This is a genomic window from Novosphingobium decolorationis, from assembly GCF_018417475.1.
GTDB classification, from domain to species: Bacteria; Pseudomonadota; Alphaproteobacteria; order Sphingomonadales; family Sphingomonadaceae; genus Novosphingobium; species Novosphingobium decolorationis.
Genome location: NZ_CP054856.1, coordinates 4,136,787 through 4,160,113, shown reverse-complemented (window position 1 = coordinate 4,160,113; position 23,327 = coordinate 4,136,787). Strand labels below are relative to the sequence as shown.

Annotated in this window: 20 protein-coding genes; 12 read left to right on the top strand and 8 right to left on the bottom strand. The window is 64.2% G+C overall.

The window, feature by feature from the left end; translation table 11 throughout:
• The first annotated feature begins 59 nt into the window (after positions 1-59).
• Both HT578_RS19280 and HT578_RS19275 read left to right on the top strand, forming a co-directional pair.
• Positions 60-881, top strand: coding sequence for a hypothetical protein (locus HT578_RS19280; RefSeq protein WP_213501114.1), 822 nt, complete (start codon positions 60-62; stop codon positions 879-881).
• Between the two features lie 402 nt (positions 882-1,283).
• On the top strand, positions 1,284-4,688 hold the full coding sequence (locus HT578_RS19275) for an autotransporter domain-containing protein (protein WP_239026362.1): 3,405 nt from the start codon (positions 1,284-1,286) through the stop codon (positions 4,686-4,688).
• A gap of 149 nt (positions 4,689-4,837) precedes the next feature.
• Here HT578_RS19275 and HT578_RS19270 read toward each other — a convergent pair whose 3' ends face one another.
• A complete protein-coding gene (locus tag HT578_RS19270) occupies positions 4,838-5,554 on the bottom strand; it encodes a Crp/Fnr family transcriptional regulator (RefSeq protein WP_239026361.1) in 717 nt (238 codons plus the stop codon).
• A gap of 337 nt (positions 5,555-5,891) precedes the next feature.
• Between HT578_RS19270 and HT578_RS19265 the strand changes: the two genes are divergently transcribed.
• The 3 genes from HT578_RS19265 to HT578_RS19255 all read left to right on the top strand — a co-directional run bounded on the left by HT578_RS19265 (position 5,892) and on the right by HT578_RS19255 (position 9,584).
• Positions 5,892-6,458, top strand: a complete 567-nt coding sequence (locus HT578_RS19265) for a biliverdin-producing heme oxygenase (protein ID WP_213501112.1) — start codon at positions 5,892-5,894, stop codon at positions 6,456-6,458.
• Positions 6,451-9,018, top strand: a complete 2,568-nt coding sequence (locus HT578_RS19260) for an HWE histidine kinase domain-containing protein (RefSeq protein ID WP_213501111.1) — start codon at positions 6,451-6,453, stop codon at positions 9,016-9,018. Before HT578_RS19265 ends, HT578_RS19260 begins: the two co-directional genes overlap by 8 nt.
• 83 nt (positions 9,019-9,101) lie before the next feature.
• Positions 9,102-9,584: a hemerythrin domain-containing protein gene (locus HT578_RS19255; protein WP_213501110.1), complete on the top strand. Its 483-nt coding sequence runs from the start codon at positions 9,102-9,104 to the stop codon at positions 9,582-9,584.
• 282 nt (positions 9,585-9,866) lie between these two features.
• On the opposite strand, the gene HT578_RS19250 is transcribed toward HT578_RS19255, so the two are convergent.
• Together HT578_RS19250 and HT578_RS19245 are read right to left on the bottom strand one after the other, a co-directional pair.
• The gene (locus HT578_RS19250) at positions 9,867-10,286 is read right to left on the bottom strand and encodes a response regulator (RefSeq protein WP_213501109.1); all 420 of its coding nucleotides are present in this window, start codon (positions 10,284-10,286) and stop codon (positions 9,867-9,869) included.
• Positions 10,287-10,349: 63 nt separating this feature from the next.
• The gene (locus HT578_RS19245) at positions 10,350-10,985 is read right to left on the bottom strand and encodes a sigma-70 family RNA polymerase sigma factor (RefSeq protein WP_052321915.1); all 636 of its coding nucleotides are present in this window, start codon (positions 10,983-10,985) and stop codon (positions 10,350-10,352) included.
• Between the two features lie 540 nt (positions 10,986-11,525).
• Here HT578_RS19245 and HT578_RS19240 point away from each other — a divergent pair.
• The gene (locus tag HT578_RS19240) at positions 11,526-12,323 is read left to right on the top strand and encodes a response regulator (RefSeq protein WP_039388105.1); all 798 of its coding nucleotides are present in this window, start codon (positions 11,526-11,528) and stop codon (positions 12,321-12,323) included.
• 80 nt (positions 12,324-12,403) lie between these two features.
• Here the strand turns inward: HT578_RS19240 and HT578_RS19235 are convergent, their stop codons facing one another.
• The gene (locus tag HT578_RS19235; RefSeq protein ID WP_213501108.1) at positions 12,404-12,796 is read right to left on the bottom strand and encodes a hypothetical protein; all 393 of its coding nucleotides are present in this window, start codon (positions 12,794-12,796) and stop codon (positions 12,404-12,406) included.
• A gap of 199 nt (positions 12,797-12,995) precedes the next feature.
• Here HT578_RS19235 and HT578_RS19230 point away from each other — a divergent pair, with 199 nt between their 5' ends.
• The 3 genes from HT578_RS19230 to HT578_RS19220 are packed head-to-tail and all read left to right on the top strand — an operon-like array spanning position 12,996 to position 16,301.
• Complete coding sequence (locus tag HT578_RS19230; RefSeq protein ID WP_024099411.1) at positions 12,996-14,630, top strand: Mu transposase C-terminal domain-containing protein; 1,635 nt, start codon at positions 12,996-12,998, stop codon at positions 14,628-14,630.
• A 1-nt stretch (position 14,631) separates the two neighbouring features.
• On the top strand, positions 14,632-15,513 hold the full coding sequence (locus HT578_RS19225) for a TniB family NTP-binding protein (protein ID WP_024099410.1): 882 nt from the start codon (positions 14,632-14,634) through the stop codon (positions 15,511-15,513).
• Positions 15,510-16,301 carry a TniQ family protein gene (locus HT578_RS19220; protein WP_008335465.1) on the top strand — a complete coding sequence of 264 codons (792 nt, stop codon included), beginning with the start codon at positions 15,510-15,512 and terminating at the stop codon, positions 16,299-16,301. The genes HT578_RS19225 and HT578_RS19220 overlap by 4 nt, the downstream gene beginning before the upstream one ends.
• A gap of 184 nt (positions 16,302-16,485) precedes the next feature.
• On the opposite strand, the gene HT578_RS19215 is transcribed toward HT578_RS19220, so the two are convergent.
• Entirely contained in the window at positions 16,486-18,141 is a 1,656-nt protein-coding gene (locus tag HT578_RS19215) for a CHASE domain-containing protein (RefSeq protein ID WP_213501107.1), read from the bottom strand.
• Between the two features lie 380 nt (positions 18,142-18,521).
• On the opposite strand from HT578_RS19215, the gene HT578_RS19210 reads away from it, so the two are divergent.
• The 3 genes from HT578_RS19210 (at position 18,522) to HT578_RS19200 (ending at position 20,900) form a co-directional block, all read left to right on the top strand.
• Positions 18,522-18,707, top strand: a complete 186-nt coding sequence (locus HT578_RS19210; RefSeq protein WP_039388108.1) for a NepR family anti-sigma factor — start codon at positions 18,522-18,524, stop codon at positions 18,705-18,707.
• Positions 18,700-19,230, top strand: a complete 531-nt coding sequence (locus HT578_RS19205; RefSeq protein WP_213501106.1) for a sigma-70 family RNA polymerase sigma factor — start codon at positions 18,700-18,702, stop codon at positions 19,228-19,230. The genes HT578_RS19210 and HT578_RS19205 overlap by 8 nt, the downstream gene beginning before the upstream one ends.
• A 113-nt stretch (positions 19,231-19,343) precedes the next feature.
• Positions 19,344-20,900 carry a DUF1570 domain-containing protein gene (locus HT578_RS19200; RefSeq protein WP_213501105.1) on the top strand — a complete coding sequence of 519 codons (1,557 nt, stop codon included), beginning with the start codon at positions 19,344-19,346 and terminating at the stop codon, positions 20,898-20,900.
• A gap of 17 nt (positions 20,901-20,917) precedes the next feature.
• On the opposite strand, the gene HT578_RS19195 is transcribed toward HT578_RS19200, so the two are convergent.
• The 3 genes from HT578_RS19195 to HT578_RS19185 form a co-directional block, all read right to left on the bottom strand.
• Positions 20,918-21,766 (bottom strand): hypothetical protein, encoded by an 849-nt coding sequence (locus HT578_RS19195; RefSeq protein WP_213501104.1) that lies wholly within the window; start codon positions 21,764-21,766, stop codon positions 20,918-20,920.
• Positions 21,767-22,083: 317 nt separating this feature from the next.
• Complete coding sequence (locus HT578_RS19190; protein ID WP_213501103.1) at positions 22,084-22,686, bottom strand: superoxide dismutase; 603 nt, start codon at positions 22,684-22,686, stop codon at positions 22,084-22,086.
• 295 nt (positions 22,687-22,981) lie between these two features.
• A complete protein-coding gene (locus HT578_RS19185) occupies positions 22,982-23,251 on the bottom strand; it encodes a GlsB/YeaQ/YmgE family stress response membrane protein (protein ID WP_039388112.1) in 270 nt (89 codons plus the stop codon).
• Positions 23,252-23,327 lie beyond the last annotated feature (76 nt).

The window sequence follows — 23,327 nt, the reverse complement described above, 5'->3', positions numbered from 1 at the left end:
GGGCCCTCGCAACTACGACGCCCCACCTTGTTCTTCCAGGCTGTTCGGAAACCTTTTCAATGCGCTATCTTGCCCGCCCGCTTCTCCTTGCCGGTCTTGCCAGCCCCCTGCTGCTGGCAACTGCGCCGGCGTCCGCACAGTTCGGAGACGTATTCGGTGCGATCAAGAACCAGGTCGAGCAGGAAGTCGAGCGGCAGATGCGCGGCACCGGCAGTGCTACCTCGGACTTGCAGGACGGTACCGCAGGCGGCCAGAGCCTGCAGATCAACGAAGGCTTCGCCTTCACCCCCGGCAGCCAGACCATCGCCGCGACAGACTTTGCCAGCGCACCGCTCGGCACGATGCCCGATGCCTGGAAGACCAACGGATCCGGCGCAGTCGTTTCCGTCGGTGGCATCGACGGCAACTGGCTCAAGCTCCAGCCCTTCGCCACCTACAAGCTGAACGGCGGCAAGGCCCTGCCCGAAAGCTTCACGGTCGAGTTCGACGTGCTCACAGCGGCGGACACCGCGCGCGATGCTTCGGGTTTCTATTTCGGCTTCGCGCGGGACAACAGCGTTGCCGACTACATCATGGACGCCCACAACCACGGCGCCATTGCGGCGGTCCACGTCAACTACATGGGCAGCAGCAACGTTTCCAGCAGCGCAACCGACTACTACCACGCCGAGCACCTCGACCTGCGCCACTACGCCAACCGCGTCATGCATGTCTCCATCGCGGTCGAGGGCGAGATGCTGCAGGTCTACCTCGACGACCAGAAGATCGCCGACACCCGCGCCTTCACGGGCAAGCTTCCCCGCTATTTCTTCATCAGCGCCCCCACCCGCACGCGCAACAACGCCCAGTTGCTCTTCGGCAGCTTCCGCGCCGCGCAATAGCGGGCCTCCATTGCGAGGGCGGAAAGTGACAAGTTGTGTCAGATAAAACACCGATCACAATTGCGGGAACCGGCCCTACAGACATTCAACAAGTCATTGATTTATATGGAGCCCACCAGACCAGCATGACCAAATTGCAACACCCTTCGGTAAATACTTAGATATTACGCATAATCCCTATTGCGATCCGCCCCGGTCTGCCGAACGTTGCAGCCGTCCAGCGCGCCGCCACGACGCGAAGGGCGCACGATACATCTCCATCACAAGGCACCGGCCCCCGAAGGCCGGGCCGTAATCCGCCGGTCGCGCCGTAGCGGGTCAGGAATGCACACTCGCGAAGGCAGCCGGCACAGCAGAACCGGGGCTTTTATGAGGATTGCACAAGTTTCGTCTCGCAAGGTGATGCGCCGCAGCCTGCTTCTGGGCTCGGCGGCGGGGCTCGCGCTCCTGTCGGTCGAGGCTGGCGCGCAGGAGCGGCCGGGGCAGGCCTGGAACACCGCGCACGGCGCGGGCAGCGATGCCACCACCGTCTTCGAGGCCGCCTACCGCCAGATCCAGGCGCCCGACGTCGTGAACGCGCCGCACATCGTGGTCGCGGACCCCGGTAACAGCACCACCAGCCTCGACCCCGAGGACGTGAACGGCGTTGGCCAGATGATCATCGACCAGCAGAACGGCTTCATCGGCCTGTGCACCGGAACGCTGATCAACCCGCGCACGGTGATCTTCGCCGCGCACTGCGTGAACGATCGCGATCCCACCACCTACGGCTCCACCACTGGCGGCGTGCCGATCGGCTTCGGCTTCGCGCAAGACAACTACAACGGCCTTCTCGACTGGTACTTCGGGGGCAACCAGTCCAACCCGGACCTGGCCTTCTACAACGCGGACTGGGTGAACTATCACCCCGCCTCGCTCGAGCCCGCCGCGCTCTCGTTTCTCTACGGCGACGTCGCGATGGCCTCGCTCGACACGCCCGCCGCCGACGTACCGACCTGGGCGCTGATGTTCTCGCCGCTGCCCACGCCCGATGAGATCACCGACGAGAATGGCACCGGCTACCACGTCAAGATCACCGGCTATGGCCGCAATGGCTCGGGCTCGACGGGCGACACCGGCGGCATCGACTACCGCCGCCGCGCCGCCGAGAACATGCTCGGCGCGCTCGCCAGCTTCGACCAGCGCGACCTGTTCCTGTTCGGCAGCACCTCGGGGCTCCCGCAGAACCTCTACATGCTCGACTTCGATGACCCGCTGCGCGGAACGCCGGAGGCGAACCCCTACGACTTCAACTTGTGGAAGGACGCGGCCACCCCCAACGAGGGCACGACCGCAGGCGGCGATTCGGGCGGTCCGCTGATCCTGGATGAGACCTACGACATCGACGTCGTCATCGGCGTCCTTTCGGGTGGCAGCCGCTTCTTCGGGCCCCAGCCTTTCAGCACCTACGGCACGATGAGCTTCTACCAGCCGCTCTATCTCTACTGGGACTGGATCGCGGCCAACAACCCCTACCGCTATGCCAGCGCTGTCGAGGGTGACGGAGCCTGGGAAGATCCCGAGCACTGGGTGACCATCACCGATCCCAACTACATGGTGCTCGACGCCGACGGCAACCTCGTCAACGGCGTGCCCGATGCCCCTGGCGCCGGATCAGCCGGCAGCCCGGACTCGTTCGGCCACGCCTGCTTCCAGCTGGGCGGCGACGACATCTGCGAGGACATGGCGACCGGCGATATCTACATCGACGGCGAACTTGTCGATGCGAGCACGCCGGTCACCACCGATGCCGGTGCGACCGTCGCCGTCGGGGACCTGCTCGCCCGCGCCGACGACGCGGCCCAGGCCACGGTTACCCCGTTTGTCCTCGACGCGCCCACGATCGCCAACGGCCTTCCCGGTGCGAGCGGTTTCGTGCCTGACAACGACGCGGGCGATCCCGCGAACGGCGTGCGTCCGACCTACTACGACGTGACACTGAGCGCGGACGGTACGACCACGCTCTCGAGCGCGGTCACCATCGACCGCTTTTCCATGGACGGTGCGGGCGCGGCCCTCGACATCACCGAGGACGGCTCGCTCACCTCGCTCATGTCGATCAACCAGTACCAGGGCATGGTGCGCGTCGACGGCGAACTCGCCACCAACGGCGACTACATGCTGATGACCGGCGGCCTGCAGGGTTCGGGCATGATCACCACGCCCTACTTCACCAACGTGGCCGGCGTGATCGCGCCGGGCGGCGTGGGCGAGATCGGCACGCTGACCTTCAATGGCAACGTGATCCTCTCCTCGGGCAGCACCTACCTCGTCGACCTCGGGCCTTCGGGCACATCCGACCTGATCGCGGTCAACCCGACGATGCTGGACCCGGCCGACGTTCCGCTCGACGGCATGGCCGACATCGGCGGTCTGGTCATGTTCAATCCCACCGGCATGGTGCGCGACGGCGACGAATACACCATCCTGACGGCCACGGGCGGCATCGAGGGCGAGTTCGACAACTGGAACGCGATCAGCGCCATCCTGACGCCCGAGCTCAGCTACACCGACACCGAGGTCCTGGTCACCATCGAGGCCGGGCTCTACGCCGATGTGATCGATCCCTCCTCGAACGTGCAGTCCGCCTACGCGCAGCTGCTCGACCAGAACCGCGCGTACTACGGCAACCTTGCCGGGGTCTACGGGCCGCTCGACATGATGGGGATCGCGGGCATTCAGGGCACGCTCGAGGAACTGGCCCCGCGTGAGCAGCCGCTTCTCCAATCGATGGCGACCGCCGCACTCGACACCAATTCGCGCTTCCTGCGCGAACGTATCGCGACGGTGACCGCGGGCAATTCGGGGGGCACCCTCTCCTACTACGGCAGCCCCAGCGGCGCCCTGTCGGCGTTCGACACCAGCAACACCGCCGGCACGGCCCCGTCCATGGCGGGTGCAGGCGGCGCGCCGGGCTCGGTCATCGAGGGCGCCCTGCCCGACACGATGAGCGCCTTCGTGGCCGGTGGCTACATCGACGGCAAGAGCGATGGCGCCCCGACCGCACGCCCTTATGCCGGAGACAAGTTCGACGGCTACTATCTTGCTGGCGGCCTTGAAATTTCGGACGGGGGCACCGGCTTCATCGGCATGGCGCTCTCCTACACCCGCATGGAAGGCGACCCGGGCTATCCCACGCGCGATGTCACGGGCGACATGTTCCAGGTCAATCTCTACGGCGGCACGCGCTCGGCGAGTGGCTTTGGTATCGATGCCCAACTGAGCGGCGGCTTCTGGGACTTCAAGACGCAGCGCGACGTGATGATCGGCACCAGCGAATGGTCGCTGCGCGCCGACGATTCGCCTCTCGTGCTGAGCGGCGAGGCCGGCATCAGCCAGATGATCGGCATGGGCGGTGCGTTGAGCTTCACCCCGCGCGTCGCCTTCCGCTACGCCTCGGTCGACTTCACCCGCACCAAGGAAGTGGGAGGAGGCCCCGCCCTGCAGTACGATATGGACAACTACGAGAGCGCCCAGGCCCGTGCCGGCGCGCGTCTCGCCGCCAACGGGGCGATCAAGCCCTATATCTCGGCGACGTATGTCCACGACTTCCAGGACAAGCCGGGCTACTTCGGCGCCAACTTCGTGGGTGGCCGGGGCCCCGACGCCTTCTTCGCCCTGCCCGGCGACGACCAGGACTGGGGCGAGATTGGCGTGGGCATCACCACAGGTGGCCAGATCGCGGTTTCGCTCCATGCCGAAACGACCGTGTGGCGCAACGACCTGAGCTACCAGTCCTACCGCGGCACGGTCAGCGTCCGCTTCTGAGAATACGCCGGTTCCGTTCGCGCGGCTTACCGAGTGCCGCGCGAACGGGCCTCATGACACGAAACACGAAAGGGCGCGCAGGGACATATCCGTCCGTGCGCGCCCTTTCGTGTCCTCGGGCTCGCCGCGAGCCGCCAAACCCTACCCGATCAGTAAAGCCCGCCCAGAACCCGCTCGAAATGCGCATCGACATGGTCGTTGCAGGCGCAGGCCCGGTTGGCGAGGCCGTCGCGGTCCAGCACCTCGATGCCGCCGCGCCGCGTGCGCAGCAGGCCATCGCGCTTGAAGCGCTGGAGCACGCGGCTGGCGTAGCTGCGCCCGACCCCCATCATCGAGGCGAGTTGTTCCTGCGTCATCGTCACGCTGGGGCGGCCCATGCGCGCCACGGCCGCGACCAGCCACTTGGCCGCCCGCTGCTCGATGGTGTGGACCGCGTTGCAGGCGATCGACTGGAAGACCTGCGCCATGACGCAATCACTGTAGCGGTTCATCAGGTGCGCGACCGCCGGGTTGTCGCGCTTCAGCCGGTCGAGATCGCGCAGGGCGATACGCTGGAAGACCCCGCCATGCAGCACATTGGAACGCGCGAAGGCGGGCAGGTTGCCGTGGCTGACCACGCCGCCCAGAGCCCCTTCCCGGCCGATCAGGATGGTCTCGACGGCCACGCCTTCGTCCATTTCGACAAAGTACGAACAGATCGCCGAGCCGGTCGGGAAATAGCAGTAGTCGATATTGCTGCCCGGCTCGTAGAGCACCGCGCCGGATTCGAAGCGAACCTCCTCTACCGCCGAGGACAGCGCGTCGCGATCGCGCGCTTCCAGCCGCTCGAGAAGGGCGTTGTCGTTGTTCAGGGCCATAGCGTCCATAAGGTTTTCCCGACGCCTGCGCGCCGCCAGTCACATGTGTTGATCCCTGTCTAACGAGCCGCTCCGGCGCATGTTCCTGACACAAACTGTCACTTTCACGTTCTGTGCACTAATGCACAGACAGGCATCTCACTCACTGCTATTGCGTGCCTCAGGAACATTTCTCGAACCTTGACGTTTGATTTCACGAGCGCGGCGCGCAGAACGCGGCGTCCGGTCGCGGTGCGTGGATCGCTCCCCCACTCACTTAGCGCTCCTTGCAAATGGTGGCGGTTCAACTATTCGATCGTGCAATGGATTTCCCGACGTTCATGACAAAGGCCCGAAAGACTTCTTCATGCTGAGCCAGCTGCGCGCAGTGACACGAGCCTCGCACGACCGGCTCGATGCGGCCTTCGGCGCCCTTGACCTGGGCGCTGCGGACGATTGCGCGCGCTTTCTTGCGGCCCACGCCGTGGCCCTGAAGGGCCTCGATGCGCCGTTCCGCCGTTTCGTCGAGGAAGAGCTCGACATGCCCTGCCCGGACTTTCCCGCCATGCTCGCCGCCGACCTTGCCGAACGCGGCCTGTCCATGTCGGCCCTTCCGGCCCCCGAACCCGATGCCTGCGTTCACGCCCCTTGCGGCGGCGCAGGCGTGGCCTATGTGATCGCCGGCTCGCGTCTGGGCAACGCGGTGATCCGCGCCGAAGGCTACCATGGCCGCGAGACGGGACTGCCTTCGCGCTACATGGAAGACGATACCGGCCACGCCGTCTGGAAGGCCCTCAACACCTGGGCGCGCGCGCGCAGCTTCGGCCCGTCCGAAGAGCGTGCGGTCGAAGCCGCCGCCCTTGCCACATTCGCTCACTTCGAGACCGCCTTCGCCGTCGGGTCGAACATGGAGACACCTCGCGCCGATGGCTGAAGACCAACACCAAGTCGACCTCTCCACCTGCGACCTGGAACCGATCCACATCATTGGACGGATCCAGAGTTTCGGCTGGCTGATCTCGTTCTCGAGCGACTGGATCATCAACCATGCCTCGCGCAACTGCGATGCCCTGTTCGGGCAGAGCGCGCAGGACCTGATCGGCCTCAACGCCGCGCAGTTCCTTTCGCCCAGCGCGATGCACGACATCCGCTCGCGCCTGCAGATCCTGGGCTCCTCGAACACGGTCGAACGCATCTTCGAGGTCGACCTCCTGAACGACGGGCGCCTCTTCGACCTTGCCGTGCACACCTCGGGCCGCTCCTTCGTGGTCGAGATCGAGGAGCACGAAAGCGGGCGTCGCCGCGACTTCGTTTCCTACGTGCGTCCGATGATCGAGCGCATGCGCCAGACCGAATCGATCGAGAAGCTGTGCGCAAGCGCGGCGCGCCACTTGCGCGGCCTCACCGGCTTCGACCGGGTCATGGTCTACCGCTTCTCCGAGGAAGGTGCCGGCGAAGTCATCGCCGAGAGCCTCAACGGCCTTGTCGACAGTTTCAAGGGCCTGCACTTTCCCGCATCGGACATCCCCAAGCAGGCACGCAAGCTTTACACCCGCAACCTGCTGCGCATCATCACCGACATCGACGATCCCACCGTGCCGGTCATTCCCGCCACGGGACCGACAGGCGATCCGCTCGACCTTTCGATGTCGGGCCTGCGCGCGGTCTCCCCGATCCACATCGAGTACCTGCGCAACATGGGGGTCAAGGCCTCGATGTCGGTCTCGATCATGCGCCGGGGCAAGCTGTGGGGCCTGATGGCCTGCCATCACTACAGCCCGCTGCGCCTGTCCTACTCGGTGCGCACGGCAGCGGAGCTGTTCGGCGAGTTCTTCGCCTACCTTCTCGAGCAGAAGGAAACCGACGCGGCCTTCGAACGCCGCGGCGATTCGATGAAGCTGCATGACGAGATCATGAGCCGGGTCGCCGGTGGCGGCTCGCTGCTCGACGCCTTTGGCGACTTCAGCGAGTCGATCGGACGGGTGATCGGCTTTGACGGTGCCATCGGCTGGGTCGACGGCGAATTCATGGCCGACGGCCTCACCCCGACCCGCGCCCAGTTCGGCCAGCTCGCCCGCTTCCTCAACACCGCGGGCGCCAGCACCGTGTGGGCGACCGACAACATCACCTCCATCTTCGAGCCCGCGCGCGAATGGGCCGACAAGGCCGCGGGCGTCATGGCCCTTCCCGTCAGCCGCTCCCCGCGCGACTACATCGTCCTGTTCCGCAAGGAGCAGCTGCGCGAGGTGCACTGGGCGGGCAATCCGGAGAAGTCGGTCGAGCTCGGCCCGAATGGCGCGCGCCTCACCCCGCGCAAGAGCTTCGACCTCTGGAAGGAAGAGCGCCGCGGCTATTCACGCCCCTGGACCGAGGAAGAGACGGCTGCGGCGGAATCGCTGCGCATCACGCTCCTGGAAGTCGTCCTGCGCATGTCGGACGCCGCCCACGCCCAGCGCGAGCAGGCGAGCCAGCAGCAGGATATGCTGATCGCGGAACTCAACCACCGCGTGCGCAACATCCTCAACCTCATCCGAGGCCTGGTCTCGCAGAGCAAGGACGGCGCCAGCACCATCGACGAGTTCGCCGAGATCGTGGGCAGCCGCATCCATGCCCTCGCCCGCGCGCACGACCAGGTGACCGAGAAGGACTGGCGCCCGTCCTCCTTCTACGACCTCATCCGCACCGAAACGGCCGCCTACGCCAGCCACAGCACGGACCGCGTCGTGATCGAGGGGCCCGATGCCCTGATCGCCCCCAGCGCCTTCACCACCCTCGCGTTGGTCATTCACGAGCTGATGACCAACTCGTGCAAGTACGGGGCGCTTTCGGACAGCCAGGGCACGGTCCATGTCACCATCGCCCGCAGCGACGATGGTGCTCTGGAGATCGACTGGCGCGAGGAGGACGGTCCGCCGGTTACCCCGCCCACCCGGCGCGGCTTCGGCTCGACCATCATCGAGCGCACGATCCCGCACGAACTGGGCGGCAGCGCCTCGGTGATCTACCCCGAGGCCGGAATGCAGGCCTTCTTCCTCATTCCCAATGAGCATGTCGCAACGTTCGAAACACCCGGTGCGGACCCGCGCCAGGGCGTGGTCGAGGTGCCGGAGGGAACCGACCTTCGCGCGCAACTGCCCGAAGGCGCCGCGCTTATCGTCGAGGACAATGTCATCATCGCGATGGAAGCCGAGGACCACATGCGCGCCTGTGGCTTTGCCGATTGCCGCGTGGCGGGGTCGGTGGCGGCCGCGATGGATATCCTTGAGCACACCGAGATCGCCTTTGCCATGCTCGACATCAACCTGGGCAAGGACACCAGCGCGCCGATCGCCGAAGCGCTGCGCGAAAGGGGCATCGCCTTCATCTTCGCCAGTGGCTATGGCGAGCGTACGCTGCCCGAAGGCAACTTCACCGGCGTCCCCGTGGTAACCAAGCCCTATGGCGAGCGTGACCTGCGCTCGGCCATTGCACGCGCCAGCGCCGAACACCGCTAAAAAGGCGTATTTCCGGGAAACAAAAGCGTCTCCTGCCCGTTGTTATCGGCAAAACCGACAACCACAGGATTTGGAGACGCCCCATGGCAGACGCACGGATCTTCGCCGATCTCAAGGCCGACCACGACCGTCACCGCGACATGCTGGCCAAGCTCGGCGAAACGCACGGTGACAGCGAGGAGCGCCGCACGCTCTTCGCCGCGCTCAGCAAGGAACTGCAGGCTCACGCCGCCGCTGAAGAGGAATCGCTTTACGCGGCCATGCTCGCCGACCCCAAGCTGCGCGACGAAGCGCGCCACTCGGTCGCCGAACACAAGGAGATCGACGATTTCCTCGCCGAGCTGGCCGACACCGACATGAGCAGCAACGCCTGGCTGATGACCTTCAAGGACATGCGCCATCGCTACCTGCACCATATCGAGGAGGAGGAGGAGGACATGTTCCCCGCCGCCGCCGAAGGCCTCAGCGCCGAGACCGAAGCCAAGATCGCCAAGGTCTTCGAGAAGCGCAAGCCCAAGGAACTGGAACTCGCCGAGGACCAGGGTCCGGGCGACGAGCGCGAGTAAGCCACACGGACACCGGGCGAGCGCACACTCCCACCGCACTCGCCCCGTACCATCGGGAGAGAGAGCGAACCGTCATCCCCCCGCCGGGATCGCTCCTGAGAGGAGGCCTCTTTCGTCATGCGGAAGAGGCCTTTTTCATGGCTGGGGCACTGCAGTCCCCTATCCTGCCCCGCTCTCTGGCAATGCCAGACGCAGCAAGCTCCCCTCCACGCCCAACGCACGAAAAAGGGCGCCGTCCCTCTCGGAACAGCGCCCTTTCTCAAAAACTGGATTATCCCGCGCCTAACGCGAAGCCATCGAAAGCTTGTCGAGCCCGGCCGGACGCGACGTCTCCGGACACCCATCCAGGACGTAGCGGATGGCCGCGAGGATCGCTTCCGGTCCGAATGGCTTCTGGACCACCCCCACTGCACGCGACGCCGGATTGCCGATCTGCGCCGGGTTGGCCGTGACGTAGATGACATGCGCCCCGAACTTGTCGCACAAGTCGCGCGCCACTTCCGGCCCGGTCAGCCCGTCGCGCAGATTGAGATCGACAAGGGCGATGTCCGGCCGCACCTGGTTCTGTGCCAGCGCATCCAGCGCAGACCGCTCGCTGACGGTTCCGACCACGGCGTGGCCGCCATCCATGAGGATATCTTCAAGCTGCAGGGCGAGCAGAAATTCGTCTTCGACGATCAGGATATTGGCCGCGTGGGGCATGGTACGATCAGGGTCCGGCTGGGGGGAGCCCCCTCAAAGAGGGCACACCGAATGAGTGGGAGATCAGGCCGCGATGCGGCGCAGCTCCTCGACGTTGGAAACCTTGCCCAACTCGGCGAAGAAGGCGTCGATGGCCTCGCCGGTGAGCACGAATTCGTGGCGCGAGTCCGGCAGCTGGCCCGACTCGATGATCTTGGAAAGCATGGCGCGCGCGCGGCAGATCCGGCTTTTCACCGTTCCCAGCGCAATGTCGCAGATGCTCGCGATTTCCTCGTAGGAAAGATTGCCCGCAGCCACCAGGATCAGCGCTTCACGGTAGTTGGCCGGGATCGCCTCCAGAGCACGCAGGACATCGGCCAGTTCGATGGCGCTCTCCTGGGTTGCATCGGTGCGCAGGATGCGTTCGGCGGCCAGTTCGTCGTACTCGCCATGGAAGCGCGCGCGGCGCGCTTCGGAATAGAAGTGGTTGCGCAGGATCGTGAAGGTCCAGGCCTTGAAGTTGGTGCCTGCCGCATAGCGTTCACGTGCGGCCCAGGCCCGCAGCATGGCTTCCTGCGCCAAATCGTCGGCGCGGTCGCGGTTGCCACAAAGGCCCCGCGCAAAGGCACGCAGGTGCGGTGCGACGTCGGCAAGCGCGCGCTTGAACTCCCCGTCCGTAAGCGCCGTGGTTTCGCCGGCTTCGCTCAGCTGTGCGGTCATCTGGATTACCCTCCGTTGAATTCCGTTGTGAGGCCAACGTGATGCGCGCGCGAAAAGTTCCGGAATGCACACATAGGAGAGCCTCACGGCGACGAAATGCCCTTTGCGTGCGATGAATGGAGTTTGCACCGCGCAACTGCGGTACGCCTTCAAAAAATCGTACGAGCTTGGGAACATATGCCGCGCCCAAACTTTGAGGCCTCCGATCACGGTCGTGATCGGAGGCCTCTTGGGATCAGGTTGACGCCGGATCGCGGGGGGGGTGGGGGTGGTTTCCGGCGGCAACACAGGCGTAACGCCGCTTCCGGAAATTGGTTCCCGGAATTGGTCGCACGGAGGAAAAATTTTGATGTTGCTCTCAGGCCGGCTCCGCGCCAGACCTTGATCAAGGTCCGCGCGCCAAAACTGGCTCGGGAAAGGCCCCGGACACCCACTCCGGTACAGCCCCTGCCCGATCGCGCCGCACCCGACGACGCCCCCCTGTTCGGGGAGCAAGGACGGGTACACTGACAATACAGATTGCAAGGACGAGGAATACGGATGTCCGTCTCAGATCAGATCGCACTGCAGCTTCCCTACCTACGCCGCTATGCACGTGCGCTCACCGGCTCCCAGCAGTCGGGCGATACCTACGTGCGCGCAACGCTCGAGGCGGCGCTGGCCGATACCGAGTTGCGCAACGCCATCGCGCAAAGCCGCGCGGCCCTTTATGGTGCCTTCACGCGGATCTGGACGACCGGCCACGTCGAAGGTGAACTGGGCGCAGACCTTGCCGAGAACCGTCACGAGCAGGCCGCCCAGGCGCGCCTCTCGACGATTGCCCCGACCCACCGCCAGGCCCTGCTCCTCAACACGGTGGAGGAATTCAGCCGCGAGGACACCGCCGCGATCCTCGACGTCACGCCCGAGGCCGTCGACGCCCTGATCGCTCAGGCCATCGCCGAGATCGAAGGTGAGAGCGCGACCCGCGTCCTCATCATCGAGGATGAGCCCCTGATCTCGATGCAGCTCGAAAGCCTGGTCTCGGACGTGGGGCACACGGTTGTGGGCACGGCGGCCACGCGCACGCAGGCGCTTGAAATGTTCGAGCGCGAACCCGCCGGGCTCGTCCTCGCCGACATTCAGCTGGCCGACGGCAGCTCGGGGATCGACGCGGTGGAAGACCTGCTCAAGTTCGGTGACGTGCCGGTGATCTTCATCACCGCCTACCCCGAACGCCTGCTCACCGGCGAACGCCCGGAGCCCACCTACCTGGTGACCAAACCCTTCAAGGAGGCGACGGTGCGCGCCGCGATCAGCCAGGCGCTGTTCTTCGGTTCGAGCAAGCCCCTGGGCTGAGTTTCCCGCTTCCACGTTCCTGCAAAAAGGGGCCGTCCCAGAAGGACGGCCCCTTTTTTCATGTCCGCAGACGGACTGCCTCAGGCCGCGAGCGACAGCTCCGCCTCGACCAGCGCCTGCGCATAGGCGGCGACGAGTGCGAGCGCAGGCGTGCGCGCCGTCGCGGTCGCCTCCGGGTCACCGCGCCCATCGAGCCGTACGCTCGCGCAGGCGAGCTCGCCACGGCCCGCCTGCGAGATCATCGACGCGCAGCGCGCCGGCAACAGCGCCAACGCCGCATCGGCATACGCGTCCACGGAGAGAAACCGCGCGGCGCGCGCCTCCGCCGTCGCATCCAGGCCCTGGTGCCCGCGCAGGAACTGCATCATCGCCACAAGGCACGCGCCCTGCTGCGAGGTCTCGGCATCGCTGCAGACAAGCGCGATCTCGTCCGCCTGCGCAAGCCAACGGCTGGCCCTGGTGGTGCAACCCATCTTTCGTTTTCCTTCTGGTCCTGTTTTCGGCTCTGGTTGCGGCTGCGACCCGCTGTCGCGTAGCCCTTAATTGTGAGATGAGAAATCCAACGAAATCAACGGCCTTGCTTTGCCCTTAAATATGATATTTTGCCTTTAAATCCGATATTTTTGCCCTTAAACCTGAGACAGGGTTCGCAGCTTCGTGTGGCAAATATTGATGGATGATGATCGCGAAGACTTCGTTGCCGCTGGTGCTGAGGAGGCGCGCAGGGCGGCCGTTCTGCGTCCGCTTGTTCAGGCATATCTCAAAGGAACTGGCAGTCTGGAAAGTGGCATCAATGACGCCGTTTGGGAGCTTGGTGTCAGCAGGGCGACTGTCTGGCGCTGGATAAAGCGTCTGGCCGAAGAGGGTGGGCGCACCAGCGCGCTGGCTTCTCGGAAACGGGGCCGCCCGACTGGTACAACCTTGATATCCGGCAAGGTGGAAGCGGTGATCGAAGAACATCTTCGCCGTTATTTCTTACGGCGGGAACGCCCAAGCCTGTCGCGCATCGTGACAGAAATCCGAAGCGCGTGCTGGCAGCAGGGCTTGCAACCGCCGACACGTCGGACGGTTCAGCGCAGGCTGGATGCAATGGATGCCCGTGAAATTGCCAAGGCACGCGAAGGCGCAAAGGCGGCCCGCCAGAAATTTGCGCCGGTCGTAGGCGACAACAAGGCAAACCGGCCACTGGAGGTCGTGCAAATCGACCATACGCCTGCGGACATCATTCTCGTCGACAGTTTTGAACGCAAACCAATTGGGCGGCCTTGGGTCACGCTGGCGATCGACGTCGCAACGCGGATGGTGACCGGATATTACACCTCTCTCGAGGCACCTTCGCGTCTGTCGGTGGCGCTTTGCCTGACACAGGCTGTGGCCCCCAAGGCGGAACTTCTGGCGGAATTGGTGCGCAATGTTCCTTGGCCCGCGCAGGGTAAACCGCATAGCATCCACGTCGATAACGGGCGCGATTTCCGGTCGCATGCCTTTCGGTCGGCATGTGCAGAATGGGGGATCGATCTGGTCTATCGGCCGCCAGGCAGTCCTCATTTCGGAGGGCACATCGAACGATTGATCGGCACGATGATGGGGGCCGTGCACCTGTTGCCTGGAACAACGCAATCCTCGGTCGTGGCCAAGGGCGACTATGACGCCGAGGGCATGGCCACGATGACCTTAAGCGACTTCGATCGCTGGTTTGCTCTGGAAATCTGCCGCTACAACAACAGCATTCATTCAAGTCTTGGCTGCACGCCCGTTGCCAAATGGGAGGCGCTCTCAGAGCAAATGATGGGCGATATCCCCTTCGAGATTGAAGCCTTTCGGGTGAGCTTTCTGCCAAGTGAACTGCGCAAGGTCAGGCGTGACGGCATCCATCTGTTCCAGATACGGTACTGGTCCGATGCGCTTGCAGGCCACATCGGGCGCGGGGATGGAAAGGTGGTCGTCCGCTACGACCCTCGCGACCTCTCGGTGATCTGGGTCGAACTGGATAATGACCGATACGTCGAAGCTCGGTACCGAAACCTGGAAATTCCGCCTGTGTCGCTCTGGGAATATCGCGAAGCCATGAGGAATGCCCGTGCCCTTGGCAAGTCCGGGTCCAATGAGCTGGTCCTGGCTGAGCTGATCCGACAGCAACGCCAAATCGAGTCTGAAAGCCGGAGCCTGACGAGGGCCGAACGCCGATCCCGTGAAAGAAAAGGGACATTGGAGGGCGCCAACTCGGCCGTCTCAACAACCGAAGGGCTGCGCGCGATCGATACGGGTGATACATCGCGCCCATTGTTCAAGGTGGAGAGATGGTGAATTGAGGGCAGGAAAAACAGAGGAAGACGGTCGGATCACCCTCATTCAATCGGATATCTGGATTGGCTTTCCGCGGGCCGAACAAGTTCTGGACCGTTTGCAGTGTATGATCGAAGCGCCAAGGCAAACCCGTATGCCTGGCCTTCTTGTGCATGGCGCGTCCGGGATCGGAAAGACGATGATCGCCCGCAATCTTTCGCGCAGATATGCACCGGAATATGACCCAGCATCGGGAATTACGCGAACGCCGCTGTTACTGTTACAAGCACCACCAGCTCCCGACGAACGACGGTTCTATCTGCACATCCTGGCGACCGTCGGGGCACCGGCCACGGCACTGAGCGCGCGCGCTCAAAATGTGGCCTCCCTCGAAGTCCGTGTCGTCGCGCTCTTGCGCGACCTTGGCCTGCGGATGATCATGATCGACGAAGTCCACAACCTCTTGGCCGGGACCCACCGCGAACAGCGCCGCTTTCTCAATGTTCTGCGGTATCTCAGCAATGAACTCGAAGTGTCGCTGGTCTGCCTGGGGGTCAGCGAGGCCGTCGATGCCATCCGTGGTGATATCCAGCTTGCCAGGCGGCTGGACGAACATCACCTTCCAAACTGGCGCGACGACGCCGAGTTCTCGGACATGATCCAGACACTCATCGCGGCAATGCCCCTCGAGAAGAAATCCAATCTGAAGGTCAAGTCACTAAAGCAGATACTTGCGCTGACCGGCGGGGTGACCTCGCGCATCTTCGCCCTGATCAAGGATCTTTCCATCGACGCCATTGTCACAGGTGATGAATGCATCACCGATGACGCAATCGCAAAATGGACGCCGGTTTGGTCGCGCCATGCGAACCCCCATCGGCGGCTCGAGAAGTCCGGGGTGTGAAGCCGCACCCGCTGCCCAAGACTGTCGCGCCGCTGCCCGACGAGTTGTTGTCAGGTTGGTTGTCTAGGCTGGCGGCGGCCAACTACTGTGATGATGCGGAACTACTGGCTCATCTCAGAATCGATACCGCGCATGGCACCGCCTTGAACTTCAACGTCGACGCGGCTGCGGCGGCGAAGATTGCCAACGCCGCACGGATTGACCCAGATGTTGTGCGATCTTTGACCTTCCCAGCAATGACGACACGAGAAGCCTCGCTGACGGCCCAGATACCATTCCAGCATTGCCTGCAATGTTCCAGAGAGGGCCTTTCGCTCAAGCATTGGAGGCGAGCCTGGGCATTCGACTGCCAGGTTTGTGGGACGAGACTTGTGCCGACGCTCGGCAAGGCCAGTGGCGAACAGATGCCCGAAAAGCTGATAAATCGTGCGCGCAACGGCGCCGCGCGGCTTGAATACGCCGCGCGATTACGCAGCTCCAAGCAATTTCGGCGCGCAATGCGCGCGGTCACCTTTGCCATATCATTAAAGGCCTTCCGCGGAGATCCGTTATACGCTCTTCAGGGCCACAGGCTGGAAGTAAGGCTGTTTGGCCTTGCTGCAATTGATGCAGCCCAATCCCGTCCACTGGTCAAAGCGGCCATCTCAAGCTCCGGCATCGACGACTATGCAAGGGTTGCTCTATTGCGCGCCTTCGATAAGGAGCCACGTCTGCTTGCCGCGGTTGTTTACATCGCCCGGCAGCGCGCGAAAAGCATAGGCGCGATGGCAGTGGAATCTCATAATTAAGGGCAAAAAATATCCCCGAACGCGTCGTGTCTCAGATTTAAGGGCAACGCGACACCCGCTTTTGCGCTGCAGCATTACCAAGCCCCGAAAGCAATCCTCGGGAAAACACCTAGAGATAGACTATATATCTGAAAACGATGGAGAAGCGGTGCGCAGCCGAATTTTTCCGCCACACCGCCTCCGACTAATGGCTGCGCAGAACGAAGTCGCGCGAGACACGCACCGGTACCTTGAGTTCGCACTCGACGCCGCCGGGCTTGAACTCGAGATTGACCTGGGACTTCAACTCGTGCGCCACGATCTTCTCGATGAGATCGCGCCCGAACCCGCGCTTGACCGGCTCGGTCACCGGCGGGCCGCCCTCCTCGCGCCAACGGATCGTGGCCAGGTCATGGCTGATGAGAGCCCAGTCGACGTGAACCCGCCCTTCGCCGACACTGAGCGCACCGTATTTGGCCGCATTGGTCGCCAGCTCATGGATGGCGAGGCCCAGCGACATCGCATCGTTGGGCGCAAGCTTGATGTCGGGGCCCGACATCTCGACATGGCTCTCGCTCCCTTCCATGTAAGGCGCCAGCTCGGAGGCCACGACATCGCCCAGAGCCGCGAAGCCCCAGTCCGATTGCGAGAGCAGGTCATGCGTGGCCGACAGCGCCCGGATGCGCGCGGTCAGGCTGTCGGTGAAGTCGTCGATATCTTTCGAGCGGCGCCGGGTCAGGGCGGCAATGGACAGGACATTGGCCAGCGTGTTCTTCACCCGGTGGTTGAGTTCACGTGTCAGCGAATCCCGGATTGAGGCCTGGCTGCGCAGCCATTCGAGCACCCGCCGATCTTCGGCCGCGCGCTTGGTGATGAGCCGCCCGATCGCCATGACCATGAGCGAGGCGATCGCACCGAAGAACAGCGTGATGCGCGAAAGCGGCGAAAGCAGACCGCCCTTCTTGTCGCGCACCTGCAGCACCCAGTGGTGCCCTGCGACATCGAGGCGCCGGGTCAGCATGGGTCCGTCGGTCCCTTCGACGCGGTGTTCGGCGAGCAGATTGCCCGGATCCACCTTCTCGTCGTAGATCGCCATCTCGAGGCGCGAGCTGGAGAACAACTCACTTGCCGAATCGAGAAACTCGCTGGCTTCGAACGGCGAATAGATGAAGCCCTTGACCCGCTTGCCCCCCCAGGTGTCGACGAGAACGGGCATGTAGATCAGGAACCCGGCCGAATCATCGCCGCGGCTGTTCTGGACCAGACGAACCTTGCCCGAGGCAATCGGCCGCCCCAGTTCCATCGCCTTTTCCATCGCGGCACGGCGCACGTCTTCGGAGTACATATCGAAGCCGATCGCGCGCAGGTTCGCGGCGCTTGCAGGGCGCAGATAGACAATGGGCGCCACCAGTTCATCGTCCGGCTCCGGGCGCGGATGGACGAGGAAATCGACCCGCCCCGCCTCGGCCTCAGCCACTTCAAAGGCCGGCAGGTTTGTGCGCTCCACCAGGGGGGCCCAGCCGATCCCGAGCGACCCGTAGAGATCGCCTTCGTGCTGCATGTCCCCGACGAACTCGGCGAACTGCTCCTGACTTACCTCCTTCTGCGTCGCAAAAAGCGCACTGCCTGCGCGCAGCAAGGCAATCGTCTCGGTGGCACGGCGCTGCAGCGCGGACGAGACCTCGGTCATGCTGCTTTCCAGCGCAAGGCGGCGCGTTTCGCGGTCCGCACGCTCGATCGCCATGACCGAGACGGCCGTCGTCACGCTTGCAATGATGAAAAGGAGGAACGGCCAGCCACGCGGATACTTGTGGAACCATGCCTGCTTTTCGACCCTGTCCAGCAGAGGCTGGTCAACCACCGTACATACCCCCGAGATCCGCACCGGCCGATCCTCGGCCGCTCCATGCGGTGTGAATTCGTCCGTGCCATGGCATGCCGCCCGCCTCCAGCCTACCCATTAATTTCTTCTAATTCGGCGGCACTTTGCGAGACACTCGTCATTCGGGAACCATGCAGCTCCCCAATGGTTCCGTGAGTAAGAGCAATTTGCGCAACACCGCGCAGCTTCATCCGCCCGAAGGCCTTCCCGTCAAGGCCGCCCGGGCGCCGCGAATGACACGAACGATCCGGGCGCGCCTTGCCCGGCACGCTGGGGGAAAATTGCGCGGCGCGCTGTCCGTGCAAGGCTTGACCGGTGCGCCCGCGGGCCGCAAGGAGCTTTGAAGCAAGGAGTCAGCTTTGGACCACCCCAAATCGAATGGCCAACCCGGCAAGACACCGGGTCTCCCGCCGGAGGTTCGCCGTGACGGCGAGCCCGGCTGGGCCGGTGGATTGAGGAAGCTGTACAACTCCGTGGTGGATGAACCGCTGCCGGACAGCTTCCAGGACCTCCTGAAGAAGCTGGACGACGGCGACGATGCCTGAGTCCATCACACCGACCTCGGGCGACGAGGCATTCCGCCGCGAACTCATGGGGGTGCTGCCGCACCTCCGCGCCTTTGCACGTGGCCTGTGCGGCCGTCACGACTTCGCCGATGACCTGGTCCAGGAGACCGCGGTCAAGGCCTGGACGGCGCGCGAACGCTACCAGGTCGGCACCAACATGCGCGCCTGGACCTTCGCGATCCTGCGCAACCACTACCTGTCCGAACTGCGCAAGTCCAAGCGCCAGACCGACGTCGAGGACGCCGACATGGAGCGCATGCTGGTGATGGAAGCCGACCAGGAAGGGCCGGTGCATCTGGGCGACATGGAAGCGGCCCTCCAGAAGCTGGCGCCCGAACGGCGCGAGGCCGTCCTGCTGGTGGGTGCTTCGGGGTTCAGCTACGAGGAGGCGGCCGATATCGCGGGCTGTCCGATCGGCACCATGAAGAGCCGCGTGGCCCGTGCCCGGACCGACCTCACGCGTATGCTGGCCGATGAACCGGAGAAGATCGGGGCGCGCTGAAGGCGCCCCCACTCCCCTGGAACGAGCCATGTATTACAAGGCGTTAACTGGGTAAGACACTTGCCAAGCAAGGATCCAGAGGCTTTAGTACCTCCCTTCAACCGGGGGGACTGATGAAACAACTGGCACTGGCGGCCTGCGTGGCCGCCACTTTTCTTCCAGCCACGGCCATGGCGGCAGACTGGTACAAGGCGGCAAGCCCGCACTTCGTGGTCTATGCCAAGGACAGCGCCAAGGACCTGGAGACCTTCACCTCCCGGCTGGAGCGCTTCCACGAGGCCATGGCGCTGGTGACCGACGACACCGCCCCTGCGCCCAGCCCGTCCAATCGGGTGACCATCTTTGTGGTCAGTGGCAGCCACGAGGTACGCCGCCTCCACGGGGGCGGCGACAAGTACGTCAACGGCTTCTACGTTCCGCGTGCGGGCAAGTCCTTGGCGATCGTGCCGAATCTCCAGTCAACGTCCGGCACGCCGGATGTGGCCATGATCACGCTGCTTCACGAATACGCGCACCACTTCCTGCTCTCCGGGCAGAGCCTGACCATGCCACGCTGGATGAGCGAAGGCGCGGCCGAGTTCTTCGCCTCCAGCACCTTCAAGCGCGACGGCGGCATCCTGATGGGTCGCGCCGCGCAGCACCGCGGCTACGAACTGTTCAACGCCAAGAGCGTGCCCGTCGAGGACCTGCTCGATCCCGAACTCTACGAGGCGCACCGCGGCAAGGGCTACGATGCCTTCTATGGCCGCAGCTGGTTGCTCTACCACTACCTGACCTTCACACCGTCCCGAAAGGGACAGATGCGCGCCTATCTCACCAGGATCGCGCAAGGTACCGGAGAGCGCGCGGCAGCCGAGGAGGTTTTCGGCGATTTCGAGACGCTCGAGGACGAACTCGACGATTATCTCGACCAGCGGCGCATCTCAGCCCTCAATCTGAGTCCGGAAAACCTCCCCGCCGTAGCCGTGACGATCACGCGCCTGCGTGAGGGTGAGGCCGAGATCCTGCCACTCACCATCGAGAGCCGACGTGGTGTCGACAGCGAGGCAGCGGCCGAAATCGTTCCCGAAGCCCGTGAGATCGCGGCCCGATATCCCGATGATCCAGCCGTCCTCTCCGAACTGGCTGAAGCCGAGTACGACACGGGCCACTACGATGCCGCCATCGCGGCGGCCGACCGGGCGCTGGCCGCCGACCCACGCACTGTCAACGCCTACCTCCAGAAGGGCTATGCCCTCTTCGCCAAGGCACGCGACGCCGAGGATGCGGACGCCGAAGCCTTCAAGGCGGCGCGCGCACCGTTCCTGGCGTTGAACAAGATCGAGAATGACCACCCGCTGCCTCTGGTCTACTACTACCGCAGCTTTGCCGAAGCCGGAGTGAAGCCGCCCGAACTCGCGGTGCAGGGGCTTGAACGCGCAAGCGAACTGGCCCCCTTCGATCTCAGCCTGCAGATGAATGTTGCCACGACCCTGATCGGCCTGGGCAAGGGGAACCGGGCTCTGCGCCATCTCCAGCCGGTTGCCTACAACCCCCACGGAGGCAGCCAGGCCAGGGCGGCACACGCGTTGCTGGCCCGGCTGGAAGCCGAGCCGGACTGGACGGGTGAGGACCTTGGACAGGTGCTGTCGCTGGCCTACCGCTCGGGCGACGTGGACACGGCCCAGTAGCGCACGACAGGCACCTGTCAGAACCGCCGGGCGAGCGTGAGGCGCGGGGCGAAAAAGCCGCGCGTGTAGCCCGCATTCGCCCGGTTCGAGCGGCGCCGGTAGTAGAGGACACCGATCTGGAGGGCGTCAATCCCGTGGCCGACCCATTCCTCCAGGTCCGCCCCTGCCCCGATCTGCAGATTGCGATCGCGCCGCGCGCGGTCCATTCCCGACCACGGCTTGTCATGGAGCCGCAGGTCGTAGGCGGCCTGAACGAAGGGCCGAATCCCGGGGCCAAACGGTCCGACCAGGACGCTGGCCTGCGCGCGCGGGGTCCAACGGTTGCGTTCGGCACGGCTTGACCACAGGCGACTGGCGCTCGCGGCGAGCCGCAGTTCGATATCGGGCTCGGAAGCCTTGAGCTGGGTGGCATAGACCGCCCCTGCCCCCACCGTCACATCGCGGCGTACTTCGCCTTCGAAGAAACCGGAGGGGTCTGTCGGGCAGCTGCCATCCTCGGCCCGGCACACGCTCCACACCTTGTCATGGAACACGTCGAGCCGGAGGCGAAGCGTGTCACCACGGGGCCCAGCCTCTTCTCCGCCCAGCACGATCGGTCCGTTCCCAAGAACGGAATGGAGCCGCAACCGCGACTGCGGTCCGCGTTTCAGATAATCGGGGCGGTAGTTGCTTTCGACTTCCGCGCTGATCTGGCCCACCAGCGGCACGTCCCGGCGCGTGATGCGCAGGCGCAGCGCGTAGCTGCTCTGGTTCTGATCGCCGCTGCGCTCTTCGCCGCCAACTTCACGTCCCGGCGTCGGGGCTGCGGTGAAGGCCATCGTCCCCTGCCACAGGTCCGCCTGCGCCGCACGGGCAGATGTCGTCACGCTCGCCAACAGAAAAAAGGCAGAAACGAGAAAACCGCGCATGGCACTCCTGGCACGAGGATGGCCCTGTCCGCAGGCCGCGACGAGGCTACCCCTGCGAACCGCGACGGTGTGCGCGAAATCGCCCTTTCCCTCAGCAGTCTTGCCCCGTTTCCACGCCTTTTGCCGTCGAAAATTCCGCAGGACCGGCCTGCCCACGAAAAACCTGCCCACGAAAAAGGGGGCGCTCCCCTTGCCGGGAGCGCCCCCTTTTCAATGCGGTCCGGCCCGCGCCTGCCGGTACGGGCAGCGCGGTTTCCGGATTGTTCCGCGCTGCCTCAGGCCGGGTAGGTCCAGGGCGTGCCGCGGTCGAAGTTGTCGCTGGCGAACTTCCAGTTGATGAGGTTCTCCAGAACCGCCTTCACGTAGGTCGGACGCTTGTTCATCTGGTCGATGTAGTAGGCGTGCTCCCACACGTCGATGGTGAGGAGCGGGTTCACGTCCTCGGTGATCGCGGTGGCCGCGTCATGGGTCGAGATGACCTTGAGCTTGCCCGCGTCGACGACGAGCCAAGCCCAACCGCTGGCGAAGTGGCCGACCGCTTCGTTGGTCAGCGCTTCGAGGAGCGCGTCCATCGAGCCGAAGTCGTTGGTGATCGCGGCCGCGAGGCTTTCGCTGGGCGCGGTCTTCTCACCCGACAGGCTCATCCAGTAGAAGCCGTGGTTGTAGGTCTGCGCCGCGTTGTTGAACAGGCCACCCGACGCCGACTTCGTGATTTCCTCAACCGACTTGCCGGCGTTCTCGGTGCCTTCGATGGCCGCGTTCAGCTTGTCGACGTAGGTCTTGTGGTGCGCGCCGTGGTGGATTTCGAGGGTCTTGCTCGAGATGTGCGGTTCGAGGGCGTCGTGCGCGTAGGGCAGCGGCATCAGCGAAATGGTCATGGCTAGTCTTTCCTGTTCTCTCGAGTTTTCGAACGCGTGGCCCCGAAGTCGAAGCCTTCGTGTGCGAAGCCCGGCCGCGTTCCGCCAGGCCTTACGCAAAACACAGCGCCTATGTCTGTGTTGCAGCGCCACAATTCAAGCGTGGAAATGTGGCATTTTAAACATTTTGAACATCTGGCGCGGCGAAGGCGCGCCTGCAGGAAGTCCGGACGGCGAAAAGGGACAGAAGCCGCAAGCGGCTGCCGTCCCCTTTGGCCGGAAGGGCCCTTGGTTGAAGGGCCCGTCCCTGTCCGGATTAACGCACCGAACCGCGGCGGAAGAGGTTGACGATCGCCAGGAGGACAACCGCGCCGAGGAACGACGAGATGAGGCTCATGAGATCGAACGAACCGCTGGTGATGGGCGCACCGCCAATGAGCGGGGTGATGATGAAGCCGGCGATGAGCGCGCCGACGATGCCCACGACCACGTTCAGGAAGATCCCCTGCTGCGCGTCGGTGCGCATGAGGATCGAAGCCAGCCAGCCCAGGATACCGCCGACGAGCAGGATAAGAAGAAGTGTCATAGGTCCGTCTCCGAAAAGTCTGTGTCTGTTGCATCCTAAACGGAGAGCGCCCGCCAAAAGTTCCGGTCGTGGCCAT

Excerpts from the sequence above, each read along its gene's own strand:
- HT578_RS19280 (WP_213501114.1), top strand. The coding sequence starts at position 60 with ATGCGCTATCTTGCCCGCCCGCTTCTCCTTGCCGGTCTTGCCAGCCCC.
- HT578_RS19275 (WP_239026362.1), top strand. The coding sequence starts at position 1,284 with ATGCGCCGCAGCCTGCTTCTGGGCTCGGCGGCGGGGCTCGCGCTCCTG.
- HT578_RS19270 (WP_239026361.1), bottom strand. The coding sequence starts at position 5,554 with ATGGACGCTATGGCCCTGAACAACGACAACGCCCTTCTCGAGCGGCTG.
- HT578_RS19265 (WP_213501112.1), top strand. The coding sequence starts at position 5,892 with ATGCTGAGCCAGCTGCGCGCAGTGACACGAGCCTCGCACGACCGGCTC.
- HT578_RS19260 (WP_213501111.1), top strand. The coding sequence starts at position 6,451 with ATGGCTGAAGACCAACACCAAGTCGACCTCTCCACCTGCGACCTGGAA.
- HT578_RS19255 (WP_213501110.1), top strand. The coding sequence starts at position 9,102 with ATGGCAGACGCACGGATCTTCGCCGATCTCAAGGCCGACCACGACCGT.
- HT578_RS19250 (WP_213501109.1), bottom strand. The coding sequence starts at position 10,286 with ATGCCCCACGCGGCCAATATCCTGATCGTCGAAGACGAATTTCTGCTC.
- HT578_RS19245 (WP_052321915.1), bottom strand. The coding sequence starts at position 10,985 with ATGACCGCACAGCTGAGCGAAGCCGGCGAAACCACGGCGCTTACGGAC.
- HT578_RS19240 (WP_039388105.1), top strand. The coding sequence starts at position 11,526 with ATGTCCGTCTCAGATCAGATCGCACTGCAGCTTCCCTACCTACGCCGC.
- HT578_RS19235 (WP_213501108.1), bottom strand. The coding sequence starts at position 12,796 with ATGGGTTGCACCACCAGGGCCAGCCGTTGGCTTGCGCAGGCGGACGAG.
- HT578_RS19230 (WP_024099411.1), top strand. The coding sequence starts at position 12,996 with ATGGATGATGATCGCGAAGACTTCGTTGCCGCTGGTGCTGAGGAGGCG.
- HT578_RS19205 (WP_213501106.1), top strand. The coding sequence starts at position 18,700 with ATGCCTGAGTCCATCACACCGACCTCGGGCGACGAGGCATTCCGCCGC.
- HT578_RS19200 (WP_213501105.1), top strand. The coding sequence starts at position 19,344 with ATGAAACAACTGGCACTGGCGGCCTGCGTGGCCGCCACTTTTCTTCCA.
- HT578_RS19190 (WP_213501103.1), bottom strand. The coding sequence starts at position 22,686 with ATGACCATTTCGCTGATGCCGCTGCCCTACGCGCACGACGCCCTCGAA.
- HT578_RS19185 (WP_039388112.1), bottom strand. The coding sequence starts at position 23,251 with ATGACACTTCTTCTTATCCTGCTCGTCGGCGGTATCCTGGGCTGGCTG.